The organism is Streptomyces sp. NPDC053474 (assembly GCF_044544845.1).
Taxonomy (GTDB): domain Bacteria; phylum Actinomycetota; class Actinomycetes; order Streptomycetales; family Streptomycetaceae; genus Streptomyces.
In genome coordinates this window covers 17,951-34,471 of record NZ_JBITXV010000034.1, presented here as the reverse complement: position 1 = coordinate 34,471, position 16,521 = coordinate 17,951, and the positions used below count along the sequence as shown (strand labels likewise).

The following is a 16,521-nucleotide window of genomic DNA, read 5'->3' as shown; positions in this document are numbered from 1 at the left end:
ACTGCAGGGGGGACCCTGTGGGAGAGTAGGACGCCGCCGAACAAACTTTGAAGAGGACCCCCGTGCCGGATGGCACGGGGGTTTTCTGCGTTCAGCTGCGTTTTTTGTGCCCGCCTCTTTCCCTCATTCCTTTCATGGTTCTTGCGGCTGCCTCAGAGGCGGCCCGCTGCCTTGAGGGAGAGATAGGCGTCGGCCAGTGCCGGAGGCAGAGCGTCAGGGGTGGCGTCCACGACCGTGACGCCATGACGGGTGAGCTGTTCCACGGTGCGCTGCCGCTCCGCCTGGGACTGGGCGGCGGCTGCGGCGTCGTACACCGCCTCTGTGGTGCCCCGGGACGTGGCCATCTTGGCGATGTGCGGGTCCGCGACCGACGCGACGAGAACCGTGTGGCGCTGGGTGAGACGGGGGAGCACCGGCAGCAGGCCCTCCTCGATGGGGGCCGTGTCGAGGCTGGTCAGCAGCACGATCAACGAGCTGCGGGGGGCCGTGCGGAGGGCCGTCGCGGTGAGGCCGCGGGCGTCTGTCTCGACGAGCTCCGGTTCCACTGAGGCCAGGGCGTTCACGAGGGAGGGGAGCACGTCGCCCGCGGCCTTGCCCTGGACCAGGGCGCGTACGCGGCGGTCGTAGGCGAGGAGGTCGACGCGGTCGCCCGCGCGGGACGCGAGCGCTGCCAGGAGGAGCGCGGCGTCCATGGACGCGTCGAGGCGGGGAGCGTCGCCGACGCGGCCCGCGGAGGTGCGGCCGGTGTCGAGGACCAACAGGATGTGCCGGTCGCGCTCCGGGCGCCAGGTACGGACGGCCACCGCGGACTGGCGGGCGGTGGCGCGCCAGTCGATGGAGCGGGTGTCGTCCCCGGGAACGTACTCGCGGAGGCTGTCGAACTCCGTGCCCTGACCGCGGATCAGCACGCTGGTGCGGCCGTCGAGTTCGCGCAGCCGGGCCAGCTTCGACGGCAGGTGCTTGCGGCTCGCGAAGGGCGGCAGGACGCGCAGGGCCCAAGGGACGCGGTGGCCACCCTGGCGGGTGAACAGCCCCAGCGGGCCGTACGAGCGGATCGTGACGCGGTCCGCGCGGTGATCGCCGCGGCGGGTGGGGCGCAAGCGCGTGGTGAGACGGCGGCGCTCGCCGGAAGGGACGTCCAACCGGTGCCGGGAAGCGGCGACTTCGGTACCGGGCTGCCAGCTGCTGGGCGGCCAGGCGTCGCGGACCTCGGCACGCAAGGGGCGTTTGGTCGGGTTGGTGACGGTGAGCTCGACGTCCACGGGTTCGCCGAGGCGCACGGTGGTGTCGCCGGAGCGGGTCAGGCCGAGTCGGCGGACGGGTGCGGCCAGCGCGTAGTCGCAGGCGCAGGCCAGGGCCAGCGGGGCGTTGACGGCCAGGATGCCGGTCCAGCTGGGTTCCAGGAGGCCCACGGGGAGGGTGCCGAGCGCCGCCAGGAGGGCGGCGCGGCCGGTGGGGGCCATCAGCGGGGCACCGGCACGTGATTGAGGATCGCGGTGATGACGGAGTCGGCTGTCACGCCTTCCATCTCGGCCTCGGGGCGCAGCTGCACGCGGTGGCGGAGCGTGGGCAGGGCGAGGGCCTTCACGTCGTCAGGGGTGACGTAGTCGCGGCCGGTCAGCCAGGCCCAGGCGCGGGCCGTCGACAACAGGGCGGTGGCGCCGCGCGGTGACACGCCGAGCGTAAGGGACGGCGATTCGCGGGTCGCACGGCAAACGTCGACTACGTAGGCAGCGATTTCGGGGGAGACCGACGTCTTGGCGACGGCGGAGCGGGCGGCTTCGAGGTCGGCTGCGGTCGCGACGGGGCGCACGCCCGCGGCGCGCAGGTCGCGCGGATTGAAGCCTTCCGCGTGGCGCTGCAGAACGGCGATCTCGTCCTCGCGGGCGGGCAGGGGCACCGTCAGCTTGAGGAGGAAACGGTCCAGCTGGGCCTCGGGCAGGGGATACGTGCCCTCGTACTCGACGGGGTTCTGCGTGGCGGCCACGAGGAACGGGTCGGGCAGGAGGCGCGGGGTGCCGTCCACGGTGACCTGGCGCTCCTCCATGGCTTCGAGGAGGGAGGACTGCGTCTTGGGCGGGGTGCGGTTGATCTCGTCGGCGAGCAGGAGGTTGGTGAAGACCGGGCCCGGCTGGAAGGAGAACTCCGTGCTGCGGGCGTCGTAGACGAGGGAGCCCGTGACGTCGCTCGGCATCAGGTCGGGCGTGAACTGGACGCGCTTGGTGTCGAGTTCCAGGGAGGCGGCGAGGGCGCGTACGAGCAGCGTCTTCGCGACGCCCGGGACGCCTTCGAGCAGGACGTGGCCGCGGCAGAGGAGGGCCACGACGAGGCCGGTGACGGCGGGGTCCTGGCCGACCACGGCCTTGGAGATCTCGGTGCGCAGGGCCTCCAGGGAGGAGCGGGCGCGGTCGGAGCTCCCGGCGTTGTCAGTGGTCGGGTCCATCATGAAGTACGTACCTCACTTTCGAGGGCGTCGAGTTGGTCGGCGAGGGCGATGAGCCCTGCGTCGTCGCCGGGCGGCGGGCCGAAGAGAAGGGGGTGCAGGTCCTGGCCGGGCGTGCGCAGGCGGCTCGTCAGGGCGGGCAGGAGCGCCTCGGGCGAGTGGGCCCGGGCGGTGGGGACGCCGACGAGGGGGGCGAGGCGGGTGCGGGTGGCCGAGCGAAGAGCCGTGGCGGCGCGGTCGCGGGCGTCGGCCTTGCGGTAGAGGCGGGCGCGGCCTTCGACGGCTTCGGAGGCGCGGATCGCGACGGGGAGCTTCTCGGGGACGAGCGGGCCGAGGCGGCGGGCGCGCCAGAGGGCGGCGAGCGCGGCGGCGACGGCGAGCTGCAGGGTGCCCCAGAGCCAGCCGGAGGGGATCAGGTCGAAGAAGTCCTCGTCGGCGCTGTCGTCGACGGCGTCGTCGGAGAGCGAGGGGAGGTACCAGACCAGGTGGGGGCGGGAACCGAGGAGTTGGAGGGCGAGCGAGGCGTTGCCGTGCTCGTCGAGGCGGTCGTTGTAGAGGATGTCGGGGGCGCCGAGGACGACGGTGTCGCCCTTCGCGTCCCCGGAGGCGGCCGTGGCGGGCAGCCGCAGGAGGCTGGGCAGGCCGTCGCTGGAGTAGCAGGAATCGGCGTCCGGGACGAGCGTCTCGTAGCGGTTGCCGCCGACGTCGGCGGTGCCCGCGCGGCGGGCTGCGGGCAGGGAGCAGCCGGGGGACAGCGTCGAGTCGAGGCTGCGGGCGGAGTCCGCGGTGACCCCGGGGGCGAGCGTCGACACGGACAGGGTGTTGGGGGCGACCAGGACGGTGCGGCCTCCGGAGTCCTTGGTGGCGGCGCGCAGCCGGGACTGCTGGCGTTCGGTGAGGAGGTCCGGGGCGGCCACGAGGAGCGTGGTGTCCGGGCCCGCGGCGGACCGGGCCTCTTCGGTGGTGGTGACCACGCGCGTGGACACTCCCCGGTCGTCGAGGAGTTCGGCGACGGCGCGGCTGCCGTAGGGGTCGGCGGAGCGCGGGTCCAGGCGCCCGTGCTGGGCGCCGGAGCGGACGGCGGCGATGGCGATGGCCGCGCCCAGGAGGACGACGACCGCGAGGGCGATGCCCCGGGTGCGGGTCCAGAGCTGGCGCGGAGTGGCGGCGAGGGACGTCCCTGCGGGCGCTTCCGCCGGGGCCTCGGCGGGCGGGGCGGCTGTCCGGGACGGGGAGCCTCCGGGGGCGCCCGATGCGTCCGCGTGGGGGGTCGGGCCGGTCATCCGTGGGCTCCGGGGGAGCTGGTGGGGGTCGTAGCCGCGGTGGTGAGCACCGGCTTGGCGCGCTCCAGGGTCTGGTCGAGCTGGGCGATGCGCTGGTACGCGGCCGCGTCGGCGCTGCGGCCGCCGTACGTGACGTCGTCGAACTCCCGGGCCGCGGCGCGCAGCTCGGCGGCGTGCGCGGGCAGGGTGCGGCCGGCCTCGGCGGCGGCCTCGTCCGCCGTGCGGCCGGGGCGCGGGTCGAGCAGGGCGCGTTCCTCCAGGGAGCGGACGACGGCGCGCATCCGCTCCTGGACGGCCTGGTTCCAGTGGCCCTGGGCGGCGTGCGCCTCGGCGGTCGCGCGGTGTTCGGCGGCGCTGCGGGGGCGGTCGTCGAAGAGGGCGGCCGAGGTGGCGGGGGCGCGGCGGGGCGTGCCGAGGCGCCACCACAGGGCCGCGCCGACGGCGACCACGGCGAGCACGATGACGACCAGGCCGAGCCCGCCGCCCGGGGCCGCCCCGGAGGCCGCGTTGAGCAGGTCGCCCACCCACTCCCAGAAGCGGTTCAGGGCGCGCTGGAAGAGGCCCGGGTCGTTCTCGTGGTACGCGGGCTTGGACAGCTCCTTCTCGGCCGCCTCCCGCGCGGGGTCGCGCGGGACCGTCACCGGGGGTTCGTCGCCGGTGCGCGGCAGCGACAGGGCCGCCCTGAGGCCGGTGCGCGGCGACGGCGTCCCGAAGCCAGGGAGGGACGACGGGACGGCCGTGCCGAGCCTGTTGAGTACTGCCCCCGCCAGGGTCACCGCATCAGCTCCCCGGGGTGCTACCGGGCGTGTCGGAGTCGCCGTGGCCCGGGACGCCGGCCGCGCGGGCCAGCTCCAGGTCCAGGGCCTCGCGGCGGATCCGCTGGTCGATGTAGAGGAGCACGGTGACGCCTGCGGTGATCGGGAACGTGAGCATGGAGCCGATGATCTGCCCGATGCCGCTGACGATCAGGAAGGTCCAGCCGACGTCGCCGGTACCGCTGTCCAGGAGGTTGGAGACGCTGTCGCCGCTGAGCGCGCTCGCGATGACGGTGAACGGGATGACGATGATCGACGAGATGACGTTCGCGATGACGGCGGCGAGCAGCTGGATGCCGAAGACCCGCCACCAGGAGCGGTCGACCAGCTTCGCGGACCGGCTCATCGACTTCTTCACGCCCTGCTTCTCCAGCATCAGGGCCGGGGAGGAGAGCGAGAGGCGGACCACCAGCCAGATGGCGACGAGACCGGCCGCGAGGCCGCCAAGGATCGCGAGGGTGACACCGGCGTCACCGGCCCCGAAGGCGGCGATCAGTATGCCGGGCAGGGTGCCGACCGCGACGATGCCCACCGCGATGAGCGGCAGGAGCAGGGTGAGGCCGAGCAGCTTGGGCAGCATCGGGCGGGAGTCCCGCCAGGCCTCCGCCGTGGTCACGGACCTGCCGAGCACGGCGCGGCTGGTGACCATGGTGAGCAGGGCCGTCGCCACGATCGTGCCGAGCAGGGTGATGACCAGGACGACGCCGCTGCTCACGAGCGTGGCGCCGAGGGCGCGGGTCACCTCGCCGACGGTCGCGCTCGGGTCGTCCAGGGCGTCGGTGTCGACGGAGTCGTTGAGGAAGAGCCCCTGGAGCAGGACGACGACGACCTCGGTGACGACGGCGACGGTCAGCGAGATGCCGAGGACCGTGCGCCAGTACGTGCGCATCGTGGAGACCGCGCCGTCCAGGATCTCGCCGACGGCGAGCGGGCGGAGCGGGATGACACCGGGCTTGGCGGCGGCGGGCGGGCCCTGCCAGGCGCCCCAGCCGCGGTAGGGGCCGCCGGGTCCGCCCTGGCCTCCTTGGCCGCCTCCCTGGCCTTGGCCCCAGCCCTGGCCACCGCCCCAGCCCTGGCCGGGAGGAGCGGGCGGGGGCGGGGTCTGGGCCGGACCGGGGGTGCCGGGCGCGGACCACTGGGCGGGCGGCGGCTGCTCCTTGGACCACTTCGAGGACGGGCCGCTCGGCTGGTCCTGGGGGGCCTCGGGCCCCTGTTCGCCGGAGTCGTGGCCGTCGGAGGGGGCGGATCCGGGCGAGGCCCAGCCCGGAGTGTCGTTCATCGTCGCTCCTTCACAGTGCCCGTCCGCGGTCGCGGCGGCAGGTTGCCTGCCATCGTGCCACGGGGCGGTGGCCCGGGGACCAGGCACGGGGGCCCGGAGACCGGGTGCTGGCCGGGCTGCACACCTTCTATTGTCCGACGGGTAGCGGGCAGACTGGGCGGATGGCTGATCAGTACGCGCAATCCGGCGAGGACGTACGGCCGACACCGCCCCCGGCGGCTTCCGGCGGCGCCCCGGGGATGCCCGGCGGCTCGGGTGCGCCCGGCACGCCCGGTCCCTCCGGCATCCCCGGTCTCTCCGACCCCACCGGTCCCTCCGGCACCACCGCGACCTCCGCGATCCCTGAGCCCCCAGAGACCCCAGAGGCTTCCGCGGCCTCTGCGATGCCCGCGACGTCCGCGATTCCTACGATCCGGTGGGAGGAGCCACCCGAGGGTCCCGTTCTCGTCCTCCTCGACCAGACCAGGCTGCCGGGCGAGGAGACGGAGCTGGTGTGCACGGACGCGCCCGCTCTGGTGCAGGCGATCCGGACGCTCGCCGTGCGCGGGGCACCGGTGCTCGGCATCGCCGGTGCGTACGGCGTCGCGCTGGCCGCGGCCCGCGGCTTCGACGTGGACGAGGCGGCCGAGGCGCTCGCCGCCGCGCGGCCCACCGCCGTGAACCTGGCGTACGGCGTGCGCAGGGCCCAGGCGGCGTACCGCGGCGCGGTCGCCGGTGGCGCGGACCAGCGGGGCGCGGCGAGCGCCGCCCTGGCCGCGGCGCGGGCGCTGCACCAGGAGGACGCCGAGGCCAGCGCGCGGATGGCGGTGCACGGCCTGGCGCTGCTCGACGAGCTGCTGCCCGGCGGCGGGCACCGCGTCCTCACGCACTGCAACACCGGGGCGCTGGTCTCCGGCGGCGAGGGCACGGCGTTCGCGGTGGCGCTCGCGGCACATCGCGAGGGCCGGTTGCGCAGGCTGTGGGTCGACGAGACGCGGCCGCTGCTCCAGGGCGCCCGGCTCACGGCGTACGAGGCGGCGCGCAACGGCATGCCGTACACCCTGCTCACGGACAACGCGGCGGGATCGCTGTTCGCGGCCGGTGAGGTCGACGCGGTGCTGATCGGCGCCGACCGGATCGCGGCCGACGGTTCGGTGGCCAACAAGGTGGGGAGCTATCCGCTCGCGGTCCTCGCCCGCTACCACCACGTGCCGTTCGTGGTGGTGGCACCGGTGACGACCGTGGACCCGGAGACCCCGGACGGCGCCTCCATCGAGGTCGAGCAGCGGGCGTCCCATGAGGTGACGGAGGTCACGGGCCCCTTCGTCGCGGGGTCGGGAGCGGAAGGGGGAGGCGGAATTCCGGTGGCGCCGCTGGGGACGCAGGCGTACAACCCGGCCTTCGACGTGACGCCCCCCGAGTTGGTGACGGCCATCGTCACGGAGGAAGGCGTCGTGTCGCCGGTCACGGCGGAGGCCCTTGCCGAGCTGTGTGCCAGGTCACGCCAGGTAACGATTAGCTAATGGGATGATGTCAGGCATGAAGGGACGAGTCCTTGTCGTCGACGACGACACCGCACTGGCCGAGATGCTCGGGATTGTGCTGCGTGGTGAGGGTTTCGAGCCGTCGTTCGTGGCGGATGGCGACAAGGCGTTGGCGGCTTTCCGGGAGGCCAAGCCGGATCTGGTGCTCCTCGATCTGATGCTGCCCGGTCGGGACGGCATCGAGGTGTGCCGTCTGATCAGGGCGGAGTCCGGGGTGCCGATCGTCATGCTCACTGCCAAGAGCGACACCGTGGACGTGGTGGTCGGCCTGGAGTCCGGGGCCGATGACTACATCGTCAAGCCGTTCAAGCCCAAGGAGCTGGTGGCCCGCATCCGGGCGCGCCTGCGTCGCTCCGAGGAGCCCGCGCCGGAGCAGCTGGCCATCGGTGACCTCGTCATCGACGTGGCGGGGCACTCCGTGAAGCGGGACGGGCAGTCCATCGCGCTGACGCCGCTGGAGTTCGACCTCCTGGTGGCGCTGGCCCGCAAGCCGTGGCAGGTGTTCACGCGCGAGGTGCTGCTCGAGCAGGTGTGGGGCTATCGCCACGCCGCCGACACCCGCCTGGTGAATGTGCATGTGCAGCGCCTGCGCTCCAAGGTCGAGCGGGACCCGGAGCGGCCGGAGATCGTGGTGACCGTCCGTGGCGTCGGTTACAAGGCCGGACCGAGCTGACGTGTCCAAGGACAGTTCCGCTCCGGCGCCCGGCGACCCGGGAGCGCGTCCGGGGCGGACTGTGCGGCCGCCACGGCGAGGGTCCCGGTTCGGGGCCCTCGTCGACAGCGGCCTGATGCTTCAGGGCGGGGTGCAGGGCAGCCCTGTGCTGCGGCTCTTCACGCGCTGGGTGCGCCGTCCGCTGCTGCCCGTGATGCGGCTGTGGCGGCGCAACATCCAGTTCAGGGTCGTCGTCACGACTCTCCTGATGTCGCTCGGCGTGGTGCTGCTGCTCGGCTTCGTCGTCATGAGTGCGGTGAGCAACGGCCTGCTCAAAGCGAAGGCCAATGCCTCCCAGAGCCAGGCCGACGGCGGCTTCAAGGTCGCCCAGGAGAAGGCCAACTCCGCGCGCCCGACCTCCCCGCAGGGCGACGGCGCCGACGGCCCCACCGCGCAGAACGCCGCCGTGTGGATGTCGGAGCTGGCCGAGCAACTCGCCAGCGGTGGGCAGAACGCGTTCTACGTAGTGACGCTGAGCTCCAATACGGGTGACGTCGGCAGCGTGCGCGGACCGCGTGCCTCCGGAGGCGTCGACCCGATCCAGAGCGTGCCCGAAGAGGTGCGCGAGAAGGTCGGCGACGGCACGCTCGCCTACCAGAGCAACACCCGCATCAACTTCATCGACCACCGTGCGTCGCAGGCCGGTTTGGTGATCGGCAAGCAGCTCAACGACCTCAACGGCGACTCGTACCAGCTGTACTACCTCTTCCCGCTGACGCAGGAAGAGGAGTCGATGCGCCTGGTGCGCGGCACGCTCGCGACGGCGGGCCTGTTTGTGGTGGTGCTCCTCGGTGCCATCGCCTGGCTGGTCGTGCGCCAGGTCGTCACGCCCGTACGGATGGCGGCCGGGATCGCCGAGCGGCTGTCCGCAGGGCGGCTCCAGGAGCGTATGAAGGTCACCGGAGAGGACGACATCGCGCGCCTCGGCGAGGCCTTCAACAAGATGGCGCAGAACCTCCAGTTGAAGATCCAGCAGCTGGAGGAGCTGTCGCGGATGCAGCGCCGGTTCGTGTCGGACGTGTCGCACGAGCTGCGCACGCCCCTGACCACCGTGCGGATGGCGGCCGACGTCATCCATGAGGCGCGCGTGGACTTCGACCCGGTCACGGCGCGCTCCGCGGAGCTGCTCGCCGACCAGCTGGACCGCTTCGAGTCGCTGCTCGCCGACCTCCTGGAGATCAGCCGCTTCGACGCGGGCGCGGCGGCCCTGGAGGCCGAGCCGATAGACCTGCGGGAGGTGGTCCGCCGGGTGGTGGGCGGCGCCGAGCCGCTCGCGGAGCGCAAGGGCACCCGCATACGGGTCGTCGGCGACCAGCAGCCCGTGGTCGCGGAGGCCGACGCGCGGCGCGTCGAGCGGGTGCTCAGGAACCTCGTGGTCAACGCCGTGGAGCACGGCGAGGGCCAGGACGTCATCGTCAAGCTCGCCGCGGCGGGCGGCGCGGTCGCCGTCGCGGTGCGCGACTACGGCGTCGGGCTCAAGCCCGGCGAGGCGACCCGCGTCTTCAGCCGCTTCTGGCGGGCCGACCCGGCACGCGCGCGTACCACCGGAGGTACGGGCCTCGGCCTGTCCATCGCCCTGGAGGACGCGCGGCTGCACGGCGGCTGGCTGCAGGCCTGGGGGGAGCCGGGCGGCGGCTCGCAGTTCCGGCTCACCCTGCCGCGCACGGCAGACGAGGTCCTGCGGGGCTCGCCGATACCCCTGGAGCCCGACGACTCGCGGCGCCACCGCGACCGGGACGCCGCGGGCCTGCCGCGCGGGGGCGGCGGCAAGCGGGCCACCGTGCCGCACCAGCCGCAGGAGCAGCCGCCGCCCGTGCCCGCGAAGGCGCCGATCGCGCCCCGGCTCGCCCAGGCGGCGGCCCTGGACGTCGACCCGACGGCCCTGCCGGGCAACGGCGCGCGCGTGGTGCCCCGCCAGCCCCTGGTGCCGGGCGACGAGCGGACGGGGCCCCAGCGCGGCGACGTACCGGAGCCGGGAGCGGACCGGTACGCACCGACAGCGGATCACCAGGCGGATCCCGAGGCGGATCACGACGACGAGCCGGGAGCGGGCCGTGGCGGCGGGCCGGGTGCGGGCAGGAGCGGCGGCCCTGGTGCCGACGAGGAAGAGGGAGCCTCGCGTGCGCGCTGAAGGGAAGGGGCGTCGGCTGCGGGCCGGGGTCGCGCTCACCGCGGGCGCGGTGCTGCTCGCCGGGTGCGCCTCCATGCCCGACGAGGGCAATCTGAAGAAGGTCGACGCGTCACAGCGCCCGGACTCGCAGTCCCAGGTGCGCGTGTACGCGATCCCGCCGTCCGAGAACGCGCGGGCCGTGGACATCGTCCAGGGCTTCCTGGAGGCCCTGACCAGTGACGACCCGGACTTCACGATCGCCCGCAAGTACCTCACGAAGGAAGCGTCCGCGGCGTGGGACCCGGAGCACTCCACCACGGTCCTCGCGGACGGCCCGAACACGGTCGCGGACAACTTGGGCAACGACAGCGGCGGCGGCAGGACGTACTCGCTGACCGGACGCCAGGTCGCGACGGTGAACAAGCAGCACGCGTACGTGCCCGACGAGAAGTCGTACGCGCAGACCGTGCACCTGTCGCAGCAGAGCGGGCAGAACGGCCGCGCGTGGCGCATCGACCGGCTGCCCAAGGGCATCGTGCTCGGCGAGTCGGACTTCCAGCGCAACTACGAAGCGGTCAACAAGTACTACTTCGCCGAGCCCGGGGCGGGCAGCCGCGGCGGCGGCCCCAAGGCGCTCGTCGCCGACCCCATCTACGTACGGCAGCGCATCGATCCGCTGACGGAGACGGTGAAGTCGCTGCTTGAGGGGCCGACGCACTGGCTCGAACCGGTGGTCAACTCGCGCTTCGACACCCGGACGAGGCTCGCGCCGGACGCCAAGTCGCTGGCGCCCGACGACAAGAACAAGCTGGTCGTGCCCCTGAGCGGGCGCGGTGGCCGGGTCGGCCAGGAGCGGTGCACCGAGATGGCCGCGCAACTGCTCTTCACCCTCCAGGACTTGGCGTCCTCCGGAGTGGAGCAGGTGGAGCTCCAGGGCGAGGGCGGCTCGCAGCTGTGCGTGCTCGGCAAGGACCGCGCCGAGACGGTCGCGTCGCCGCGCAGCACGAACCGACCGTCCTACCAGTACTTCGTCGACGACAAGCGGCGCCTGGTGCGCATGCCGGGCAACGCGGGGAGCAACGCCAAGCCCGAGCCGGTGTCCGGTCCGTTCGGCCAGCCCGAGGAGGCGTTGCAGTCGGTCGCGGTGTCGCGCAACGAGGTGCGCGCGGCTGGGGTGTCGGCCGACGGGCACCGGCTGTACACGGCGTCCCTGGTCGGCGGTGCGCTCGGCGGTCCCGAGCTGCGCTCGCGGGGCAAGACGCCGGACCAGGGCCTGTCCACGCCCAGCTGGGACGGCCGGGGCGACCTGTGGGTGGCCGACCGGGACCGGAAGCGGCCGCGGCTCCTCTGGCTCGACCAGGGCACGGGCGAGCCGGTGCAGGTCGGCGTCTCGGGCCTGGACGGGCGCATCGAGGCGGTCCGGGTGTCGGCCGACGGCGTGCGCATCGCGCTGCTCGTGAAGAAGGGCGACAAGACGTCGCTGCGCATCGGCCGGGTCGAGCGCTCGGGCGGCAAGGGCGAGCGCCCGGAGATCTCCGTCGTCGAGCCGCGCGAGGCGGCCCCGCAGATGGAGGAGGTCACCGCCATGTCCTGGGCGGGCCCGAGCCGCCTCGTGGTGGTCGGCCGCGAGTCCGGTGGCGTGCAGCAGATGCGGTACGTCCAGTGCGACGGCTCGGCGCGCTCGGGCGCGACGCTGCCCGGTCTGACGGGCGTGAAGGAGATCGCCGCGTCCGAGGACGAGACGCAGCCGCTGCTCGCGCACTCGGACGACGGCATCGTGCGGCTGCCGTCGGGGGCGCAGTGGCAGACGGTGGGCAAGGACGGGACGGGGCCGGTCTATCCCGGGTGACGTGCCTGTGGGGGCGTAAAGGCGCCCCAGAACTCCCCTGGAGCGCCCCTCGGAGCGCCTCCGGGGCGGGCGCGTCGCCCGGCGCGCGGACGTCGGTACAGAGGCGCGTTGGCGCAGCCCAGACGGGGTGCGGACGGTTGTCCACAGGGGGTTATCCACAGGGGTGGCAGCGCGGCCCGCACGTTGGCACAGTGGTGGGCATGCGGGGGTGGTGGCAGGACCTCACGGATCTGGTGCTGCCCGCCGAGTGCGGAGGCTGCGGGACGCCTCGGGTGGCGCTGTGCGCGCGGTGCCGGGCCGCTCTGTGCGGGGCCGCGCCGCGCAGGGTACGGCCGGTGCCGGAGCCGCCGGGCCTGCCGGTGGTGCACGCGGCGGCGGCGTACGAGGAAGCGGTGCGGGCGGTCCTGCTCGCACACAAGGAAAGGGGCGCGCTGGCGCTCGTCGGGCCGCTCGGCGAGGCGCTCGCGGGCGCGGTGCGGGCCTCGCTGGCGTACGGCGGCGCGGACGGGGCGCGTGGGGCGGTCGCCGGGGGAGTCGGTGCGGCCTCCGTGCTGCTCGTCCCGGTGCCGTCCGCGGGGCGCGCGGTGCGGGCGCGGGGGCACGACCCCGTGCGGCGGATCGCGCTGGCCGCGGCGGGTGAGCTGCGCCGCCACGGGGTGCCCGCGCGGGTGCTCGGGGCGCTGCGGCAGCGGCGGCCGGTCGCCGACCAGTCCGGCCTCAACTCCCGTGAGCGGCGGGCGAATCTGTCGGGCGCGCTCGGGGTGGTGGCCGGTGCGGGGCCGCTGCTGCGGGGGGCGGGGCACGTCGTCGTGGTGGACGACCTCATGACGACCGGCGCCTCCCTCAGGGAAGCAGTGCGTGCGGTGGGTGGCGTGAACGGCGTAGACGGGGAAGGAGATGACCGAGCACACCGGACCGGCCCCGGGGCACGGAAGGGGGCGGAGAACCAGATAGGGAACCAGCCAAGCCGCGGTAAGCAGAACGGCGCCGTGGGCGCGTCCGCTAATGCCCTGGTGGCCGGGGCAAAGGGCGCCGCAAAGACGCTCAGCGCGGCGGTCGTCGCGGCTTCACCGGATTCCTTCGAAATAAACCGGAACTGACTGAGAACTTTCATCGTTGCAGGTAGTGAGAGGGTCAAGACGCCCGAATGGAGGTACGCCGCAGTAGAGGGTGACGACATCCGTCCGGGCGAGATATGTTCGGTTGTGAGGAGCAGCGGACAGCGCTTCCTCGCATATCGGAATGCCGGTCCATGGGTTTTCCGCAATCACCCGGGGCCGGTGGGTGGAGATCTTGCCCACGGGGGAGGAGGAGGTGGAAGTCACCGAGTCCGAGGCTCCGGGAGTTCCCGGGGTCTGGTGCAAAAGGGAGAAGCCCCGCCGAGGTGGCGGAGCGATCCGGGAACGGAGTTCTGCGTGGACATCGTCGTCAAGGGCCGCAAGACCGAGGTGCCCGAGCGGTTCCGCAAGCACGTGGCCGAGAAGCTGAAGCTGGACAAGATCCAGAAGCTCGACGGCAAGGTGATCAGCCTCGACGTCGAGGTGTCCAAGGAAACCAACCCGCGTCAGGCCGACCGTTCCGACCGTGTGGAGATCACCGTCCGCGGGCGCGGACCCGTGATCCGGGCCGAGGCCTCGGCGTCGGATCCGTACGCGGCACTCGACCTGGCGACCGCCAAGCTCGAAGCCCGGCTGCGCAAGCAGCACGAGAAGCGCCACAACAGGCGTGGTACCGGCAGGCTCACCGCCGCCGAGGTCGCCAACCGCGTGCCGGACGCGGCGCATCTCAACGGGGACGGCACCGTGGCCCACGACGAAGAGCCCGACGGCGTGCCGACCACCAGGATCGGCTCGCTGGAGATCCAGGGCGAAGGCCCCCTCGTGGTCCGCGAGAAGACGCACGTCGCAGCCCCCATGTCACTCGACCAGGCGCTCTACGAGATGGAGCTGGTCGGCCACGACTTCTACTTGTTCATCGACTCCGAGACCAAGGAACCGAGCGTCGTCTACCGGCGGCACGCCTACGACTACGGAGTGATCCACCTCAACGCGGACCCCATGGTCACCCAGCCGCAGTCGGCCGGCGGAGGCAGCGCCCTCGGCGGCTGACGCCCCCTCGCGGAGCGCGTAGGCCGGTGCCCCTGGAGCGCGTGTGCGCCCCCAGGGGCACCCCCGTGCGCCCACTGCGCGCACGGCTCGGCCGCCGGGCATGGAATCATGGGCCCGACAGCCCAACCCGCTTGACCCTGCCTAGGGTTGGTGCAGCCAAGGCAAGACACTGGCCCTGGCCTTCAGGGGGAGGAACGATGGCGGACAGCTTCGGACCGATGCGGAACGAGGATGCCGGGGACGGCATCGGCATCGGCACGGACGCGGGCGCCCCGCGCAAGGAGCCCATCCGGGTTCTCGTGGTGGACGACCACGCGCTCTTCCGCCGCGGCCTGGAGATCGTCCTCGCCGCCGAGGAGGACATCCAGGTGGTCGGGGAGGCCGGTGACGGCGCGGAGGCGGTGGACAAGGCCGCGGACCTGCTGCCGGACATCGTGCTCATGGATGTGCGTATGCCCAAGCGGGGCGGCATCGAGGCGTGCACCTCCATCAAGGAGGTGGCCCCCAGCGCCAAGATCATCATGCTGACGATCAGCGATGAGGAGGCCGACCTCTACGACGCGATCAAGGCGGGCGCCACCGGCTATCTGCTCAAGGAGATCTCCACCGACGAGGTCGCCACGGCGATCCGGGCGGTGGCCGACGGGCAGTCGCAGATCAGTCCGTCGATGGCGTCGAAGCTGCTCACGGAGTTCAAGTCGATGATCCAGCGCACGGACGAGCGACGGCTCGTGCCCGCGCCCCGGCTCACCGACCGGGAGCTCGAGGTACTCAAGCTGGTGGCCACGGGCATGAACAACCGGGACATCGCCAAGGAGCTGTTCATCTCCGAGAACACCGTGAAGAACCACGTGCGCAACATCCTGGAGAAGCTCCAGCTGCACTCCCGGATGGAAGCCGTGGTGTACGCGATGCGGGAGAAGATCCTCGAAATCCGCTGACCTGCCGGGCGCCGGTGACTTGCCCGCCGCCGGTGACCGGCCCGGTACTGGCAGCCGCCCCGGCCCCAGCGGCCGCCTCGGCCCCGGTGGCTGCCCGGCGGGCCGTGGCCGGGGCGGGCCGGGTGGTCGTCAGCCCAGGGCGCGGACCAGGTCGGCCGTCAGCTCGGGGCGGTCCGCCACGCGCTCCACGCGCACGGCGTCGCAGCCCACCCACTCCGCCGCCTCCAGGAGCGCCTGAGCGACCGCGGGAACCGCCTTGGGGCCCTCCAGGGACACCTGCTTGGCGACCAGCGTGGAGCCCTCGCGCGCCGGGTCCACCCGGCCCACCAGACGGCCGCCCGCGAGGACCGGCATCGCGAAATAGCCGTGGATCCGCTTCGGCTTCGGGACGTACGCCTCCAGGCGGTGGGTGAAGCCGAAGATCCGCTCCGTCCGGGCCCGCTCCCAGATCAGGGAGTCGAAGGGCGACAGGAGGGTGGTGCGGTGGCGGCCGCGCGGAGGCGTCGCGAGGGCCTCGGGGTCCGCCCAGGCGGGCTTGTCCCAGCCCTCGACCGCCACCGGCACCAGGCCGGAGTCCGCCACGACCGCGTCGAACTGCTCGCCCTTGAGACGGTGGTAGTCCGCGATGTCCGCGCGCGTGCCCACGCCGAGGGCCTGGCCCGCCAGGCGGACCAGACGGCGCACGCACTCCCGGTCGTCCAGGTCGTCGTGGAGCAGGTCGTCGGGGACGGCGCGCTCCGCCAGGTCGTACACCCGCTTCCAGCTGCGGCGCTCCACGCACACCACCTCGCCGTACATCAGCGCGCGCTCCACCGCGATCTTGGAGTCGGACCAGTCCCACCACTCGCCCTTGTTCTTCGCGCCGCCCAACTCCGTGGCCGTGAGCGGGCCTTCGGCGCGGAGCTGCTTGATGACCTGGTCGTACGCGCCGTCCGGGAGGTCGTGGTGCCAGTGCGGACGGGCGCGGTAGGCGCGGCGGCGGAAGGCGAAGTGGGGCCACTCCTCGATGGGCAGGACGCAGGCGGCGTGCGACCAGTACTCGAAGGCGTGGGGCCGGGCCGCGGGCGCGCCGGGGGACGCGGGGCCCCAGTACGCCGACTCGACCTGCTTGCGGCCCACCGCTCCCAGGCGCGCGTACGGGATCAGCTCGTGGGAGCGGGCCAGGACCGAGATCGTGTCCAGCTGCACCGCGCCCAGGTGGCGGAGGACGCCGCGGACGCCTGCCCTGCGGTCGGGGGCGCCGAGGAAGCCTTGGGCCCGGAGGGCGAGGCGGCGGGCTTCGTCGGCGGTGAGGGTGGCCTCGGGGGGCGGGGTGCGGGTGGGCTCGGTCATGGTCGGAACGATAGGGGGAGGGTCTGACAGCGGGAGTCCGGGTGGGCCTTTGCGGGTGGTGCCCTCGCGGAGGCGCCCCAGGCCCGCCCCTTCCCGAACCGGGGGCTGCCGCCCCCGGGCCCCCGC

At 73.3% G+C, this 16,521-nt stretch carries 13 protein-coding genes; 7 read left to right on the top strand and 6 right to left on the bottom strand.

Translation table 11 applies throughout. The annotated features are described in order from the left end of the window. Nucleotides 1-152: 152 nt before the first annotated feature. Genes ACIG3E_RS40645 through ACIG3E_RS40625 form a run of 5 tightly spaced genes read right to left on the bottom strand, consistent with a single transcriptional unit; the run spans nt 153 to nt 5,820 of the window. The gene (locus ACIG3E_RS40645) at nt 153-1,463 is read right to left on the bottom strand and encodes a DUF58 domain-containing protein (RefSeq protein WP_399626203.1); all 1,311 of its coding nucleotides are present in this window, start codon (nt 1,461-1,463) and stop codon (nt 153-155) included. Beyond that, nucleotides 1,463-2,443: an AAA family ATPase gene (locus ACIG3E_RS40640; protein WP_374120637.1), complete on the bottom strand. Its 981-nt coding sequence runs from the start codon at nt 2,441-2,443 to the stop codon at nt 1,463-1,465. Before ACIG3E_RS40640 ends, ACIG3E_RS40645 begins: the two co-directional genes overlap by 1 nt. After that, nucleotides 2,443-3,726: a DUF4350 domain-containing protein gene (locus tag ACIG3E_RS40635; RefSeq protein WP_399626200.1), complete on the bottom strand. Its 1,284-nt coding sequence runs from the start codon at nt 3,724-3,726 to the stop codon at nt 2,443-2,445. Before ACIG3E_RS40635 ends, ACIG3E_RS40640 begins: the two co-directional genes overlap by 1 nt. Then, entirely contained in the window at nt 3,723-4,502 is a 780-nt protein-coding gene (locus tag ACIG3E_RS40630; RefSeq protein ID WP_399626198.1) for a DUF4129 domain-containing protein, read from the bottom strand. Before ACIG3E_RS40630 ends, ACIG3E_RS40635 begins: the two co-directional genes overlap by 4 nt. 4 nt (nt 4,503-4,506) lie before the next feature. Beyond that, the gene (locus ACIG3E_RS40625; protein WP_399626196.1) at nt 4,507-5,820 is read right to left on the bottom strand and encodes a hypothetical protein; all 1,314 of its coding nucleotides are present in this window, start codon (nt 5,818-5,820) and stop codon (nt 4,507-4,509) included. Nucleotides 5,821-6,203: 383 nt separating this feature from the next. On the opposite strand from ACIG3E_RS40625, the gene mtnA reads away from it, so the two are divergent. From mtnA to ACIG3E_RS40590, 7 genes are all read left to right on the top strand, one after another. Next, nucleotides 6,204-7,322: an S-methyl-5-thioribose-1-phosphate isomerase gene (mtnA, locus tag ACIG3E_RS40620; protein WP_399626208.1), complete on the top strand. Its 1,119-nt coding sequence runs from the start codon at nt 6,204-6,206 to the stop codon at nt 7,320-7,322. A 4-nt stretch (nt 7,323-7,326) separates the two neighbouring features. Continuing rightward, the gene (mtrA, locus tag ACIG3E_RS40615; RefSeq protein ID WP_189176211.1) at nt 7,327-8,016 is read left to right on the top strand and encodes a two-component system response regulator MtrA; all 690 of its coding nucleotides are present in this window, start codon (nt 7,327-7,329) and stop codon (nt 8,014-8,016) included. A gap of 1 nt (nt 8,017) precedes the next feature. Continuing rightward, nucleotides 8,018-10,186 (top strand): MtrAB system histidine kinase MtrB, encoded by a 2,169-nt coding sequence (gene mtrB / locus ACIG3E_RS40610; RefSeq protein WP_399626193.1) that lies wholly within the window; start codon nt 8,018-8,020, stop codon nt 10,184-10,186. Between the two features lie 73 nt (nt 10,187-10,259). After that, nucleotides 10,260-12,014: an LpqB family beta-propeller domain-containing protein gene (locus ACIG3E_RS40605; RefSeq protein WP_399626206.1), complete on the top strand. Its 1,755-nt coding sequence runs from the start codon at nt 10,260-10,262 to the stop codon at nt 12,012-12,014. A gap of 200 nt (nt 12,015-12,214) precedes the next feature. After that, nucleotides 12,215-13,114 (top strand): ComF family protein, encoded by a 900-nt coding sequence (locus ACIG3E_RS40600; protein ID WP_399626192.1) that lies wholly within the window; start codon nt 12,215-12,217, stop codon nt 13,112-13,114. A gap of 315 nt (nt 13,115-13,429) precedes the next feature. Continuing rightward, a complete protein-coding gene (hpf, locus tag ACIG3E_RS40595) occupies nt 13,430-14,122 on the top strand; it encodes a ribosome hibernation-promoting factor, HPF/YfiA family (RefSeq protein WP_399626190.1) in 693 nt (230 codons plus the stop codon). Nucleotides 14,123-14,319: 197 nt separating this feature from the next. Then, nucleotides 14,320-15,063 carry a response regulator transcription factor gene (locus tag ACIG3E_RS40590; protein ID WP_030686988.1) on the top strand — a complete coding sequence of 248 codons (744 nt, stop codon included), beginning with the start codon at nt 14,320-14,322 and terminating at the stop codon, nt 15,061-15,063. Between the two features lie 129 nt (nt 15,064-15,192). On the opposite strand, the gene ACIG3E_RS40585 is transcribed toward ACIG3E_RS40590, so the two are convergent. After that, on the bottom strand, nt 15,193-16,395 hold the full coding sequence (locus ACIG3E_RS40585; RefSeq protein ID WP_399626187.1) for a winged helix-turn-helix domain-containing protein: 1,203 nt from the start codon (nt 16,393-16,395) through the stop codon (nt 15,193-15,195). Between the last annotated feature and the right edge of the window lie 126 nt (nt 16,396-16,521).

What these genes read in the sequence shown, in the direction of transcription:
- mtnA (WP_399626208.1), top strand. Translation starts at nt 6,204, where the DNA reads ATGCCCGCGACGTCCGCGATTCCTACGATCCGGTGGGAGGAGCCACCC.
- ACIG3E_RS40640 (WP_374120637.1), bottom strand. Translation starts at nt 2,443, where the DNA reads ATGGACCCGACCACTGACAACGCCGGGAGCTCCGACCGCGCCCGCTCC.
- ACIG3E_RS40645 (WP_399626203.1), bottom strand. Translation starts at nt 1,463, where the DNA reads ATGGCCCCCACCGGCCGCGCCGCCCTCCTGGCGGCGCTCGGCACCCTC.
- ACIG3E_RS40625 (WP_399626196.1), bottom strand. Translation starts at nt 5,820, where the DNA reads ATGAACGACACTCCGGGCTGGGCCTCGCCCGGATCCGCCCCCTCCGAC.
- ACIG3E_RS40600 (WP_399626192.1), top strand. Translation starts at nt 12,215, where the DNA reads ATGCGGGGGTGGTGGCAGGACCTCACGGATCTGGTGCTGCCCGCCGAG.
- ACIG3E_RS40605 (WP_399626206.1), top strand. Translation starts at nt 10,260, where the DNA reads ATGCCCGACGAGGGCAATCTGAAGAAGGTCGACGCGTCACAGCGCCCG.
- ACIG3E_RS40590 (WP_030686988.1), top strand. Translation starts at nt 14,320, where the DNA reads ATGGCGGACAGCTTCGGACCGATGCGGAACGAGGATGCCGGGGACGGC.
- ACIG3E_RS40635 (WP_399626200.1), bottom strand. Translation starts at nt 3,726, where the DNA reads ATGACCGGCCCGACCCCCCACGCGGACGCATCGGGCGCCCCCGGAGGC.
- mtrA (WP_189176211.1), top strand. Translation starts at nt 7,327, where the DNA reads ATGATGTCAGGCATGAAGGGACGAGTCCTTGTCGTCGACGACGACACC.
- ACIG3E_RS40585 (WP_399626187.1), bottom strand. Translation starts at nt 16,395, where the DNA reads ATGACCGAGCCCACCCGCACCCCGCCCCCCGAGGCCACCCTCACCGCC.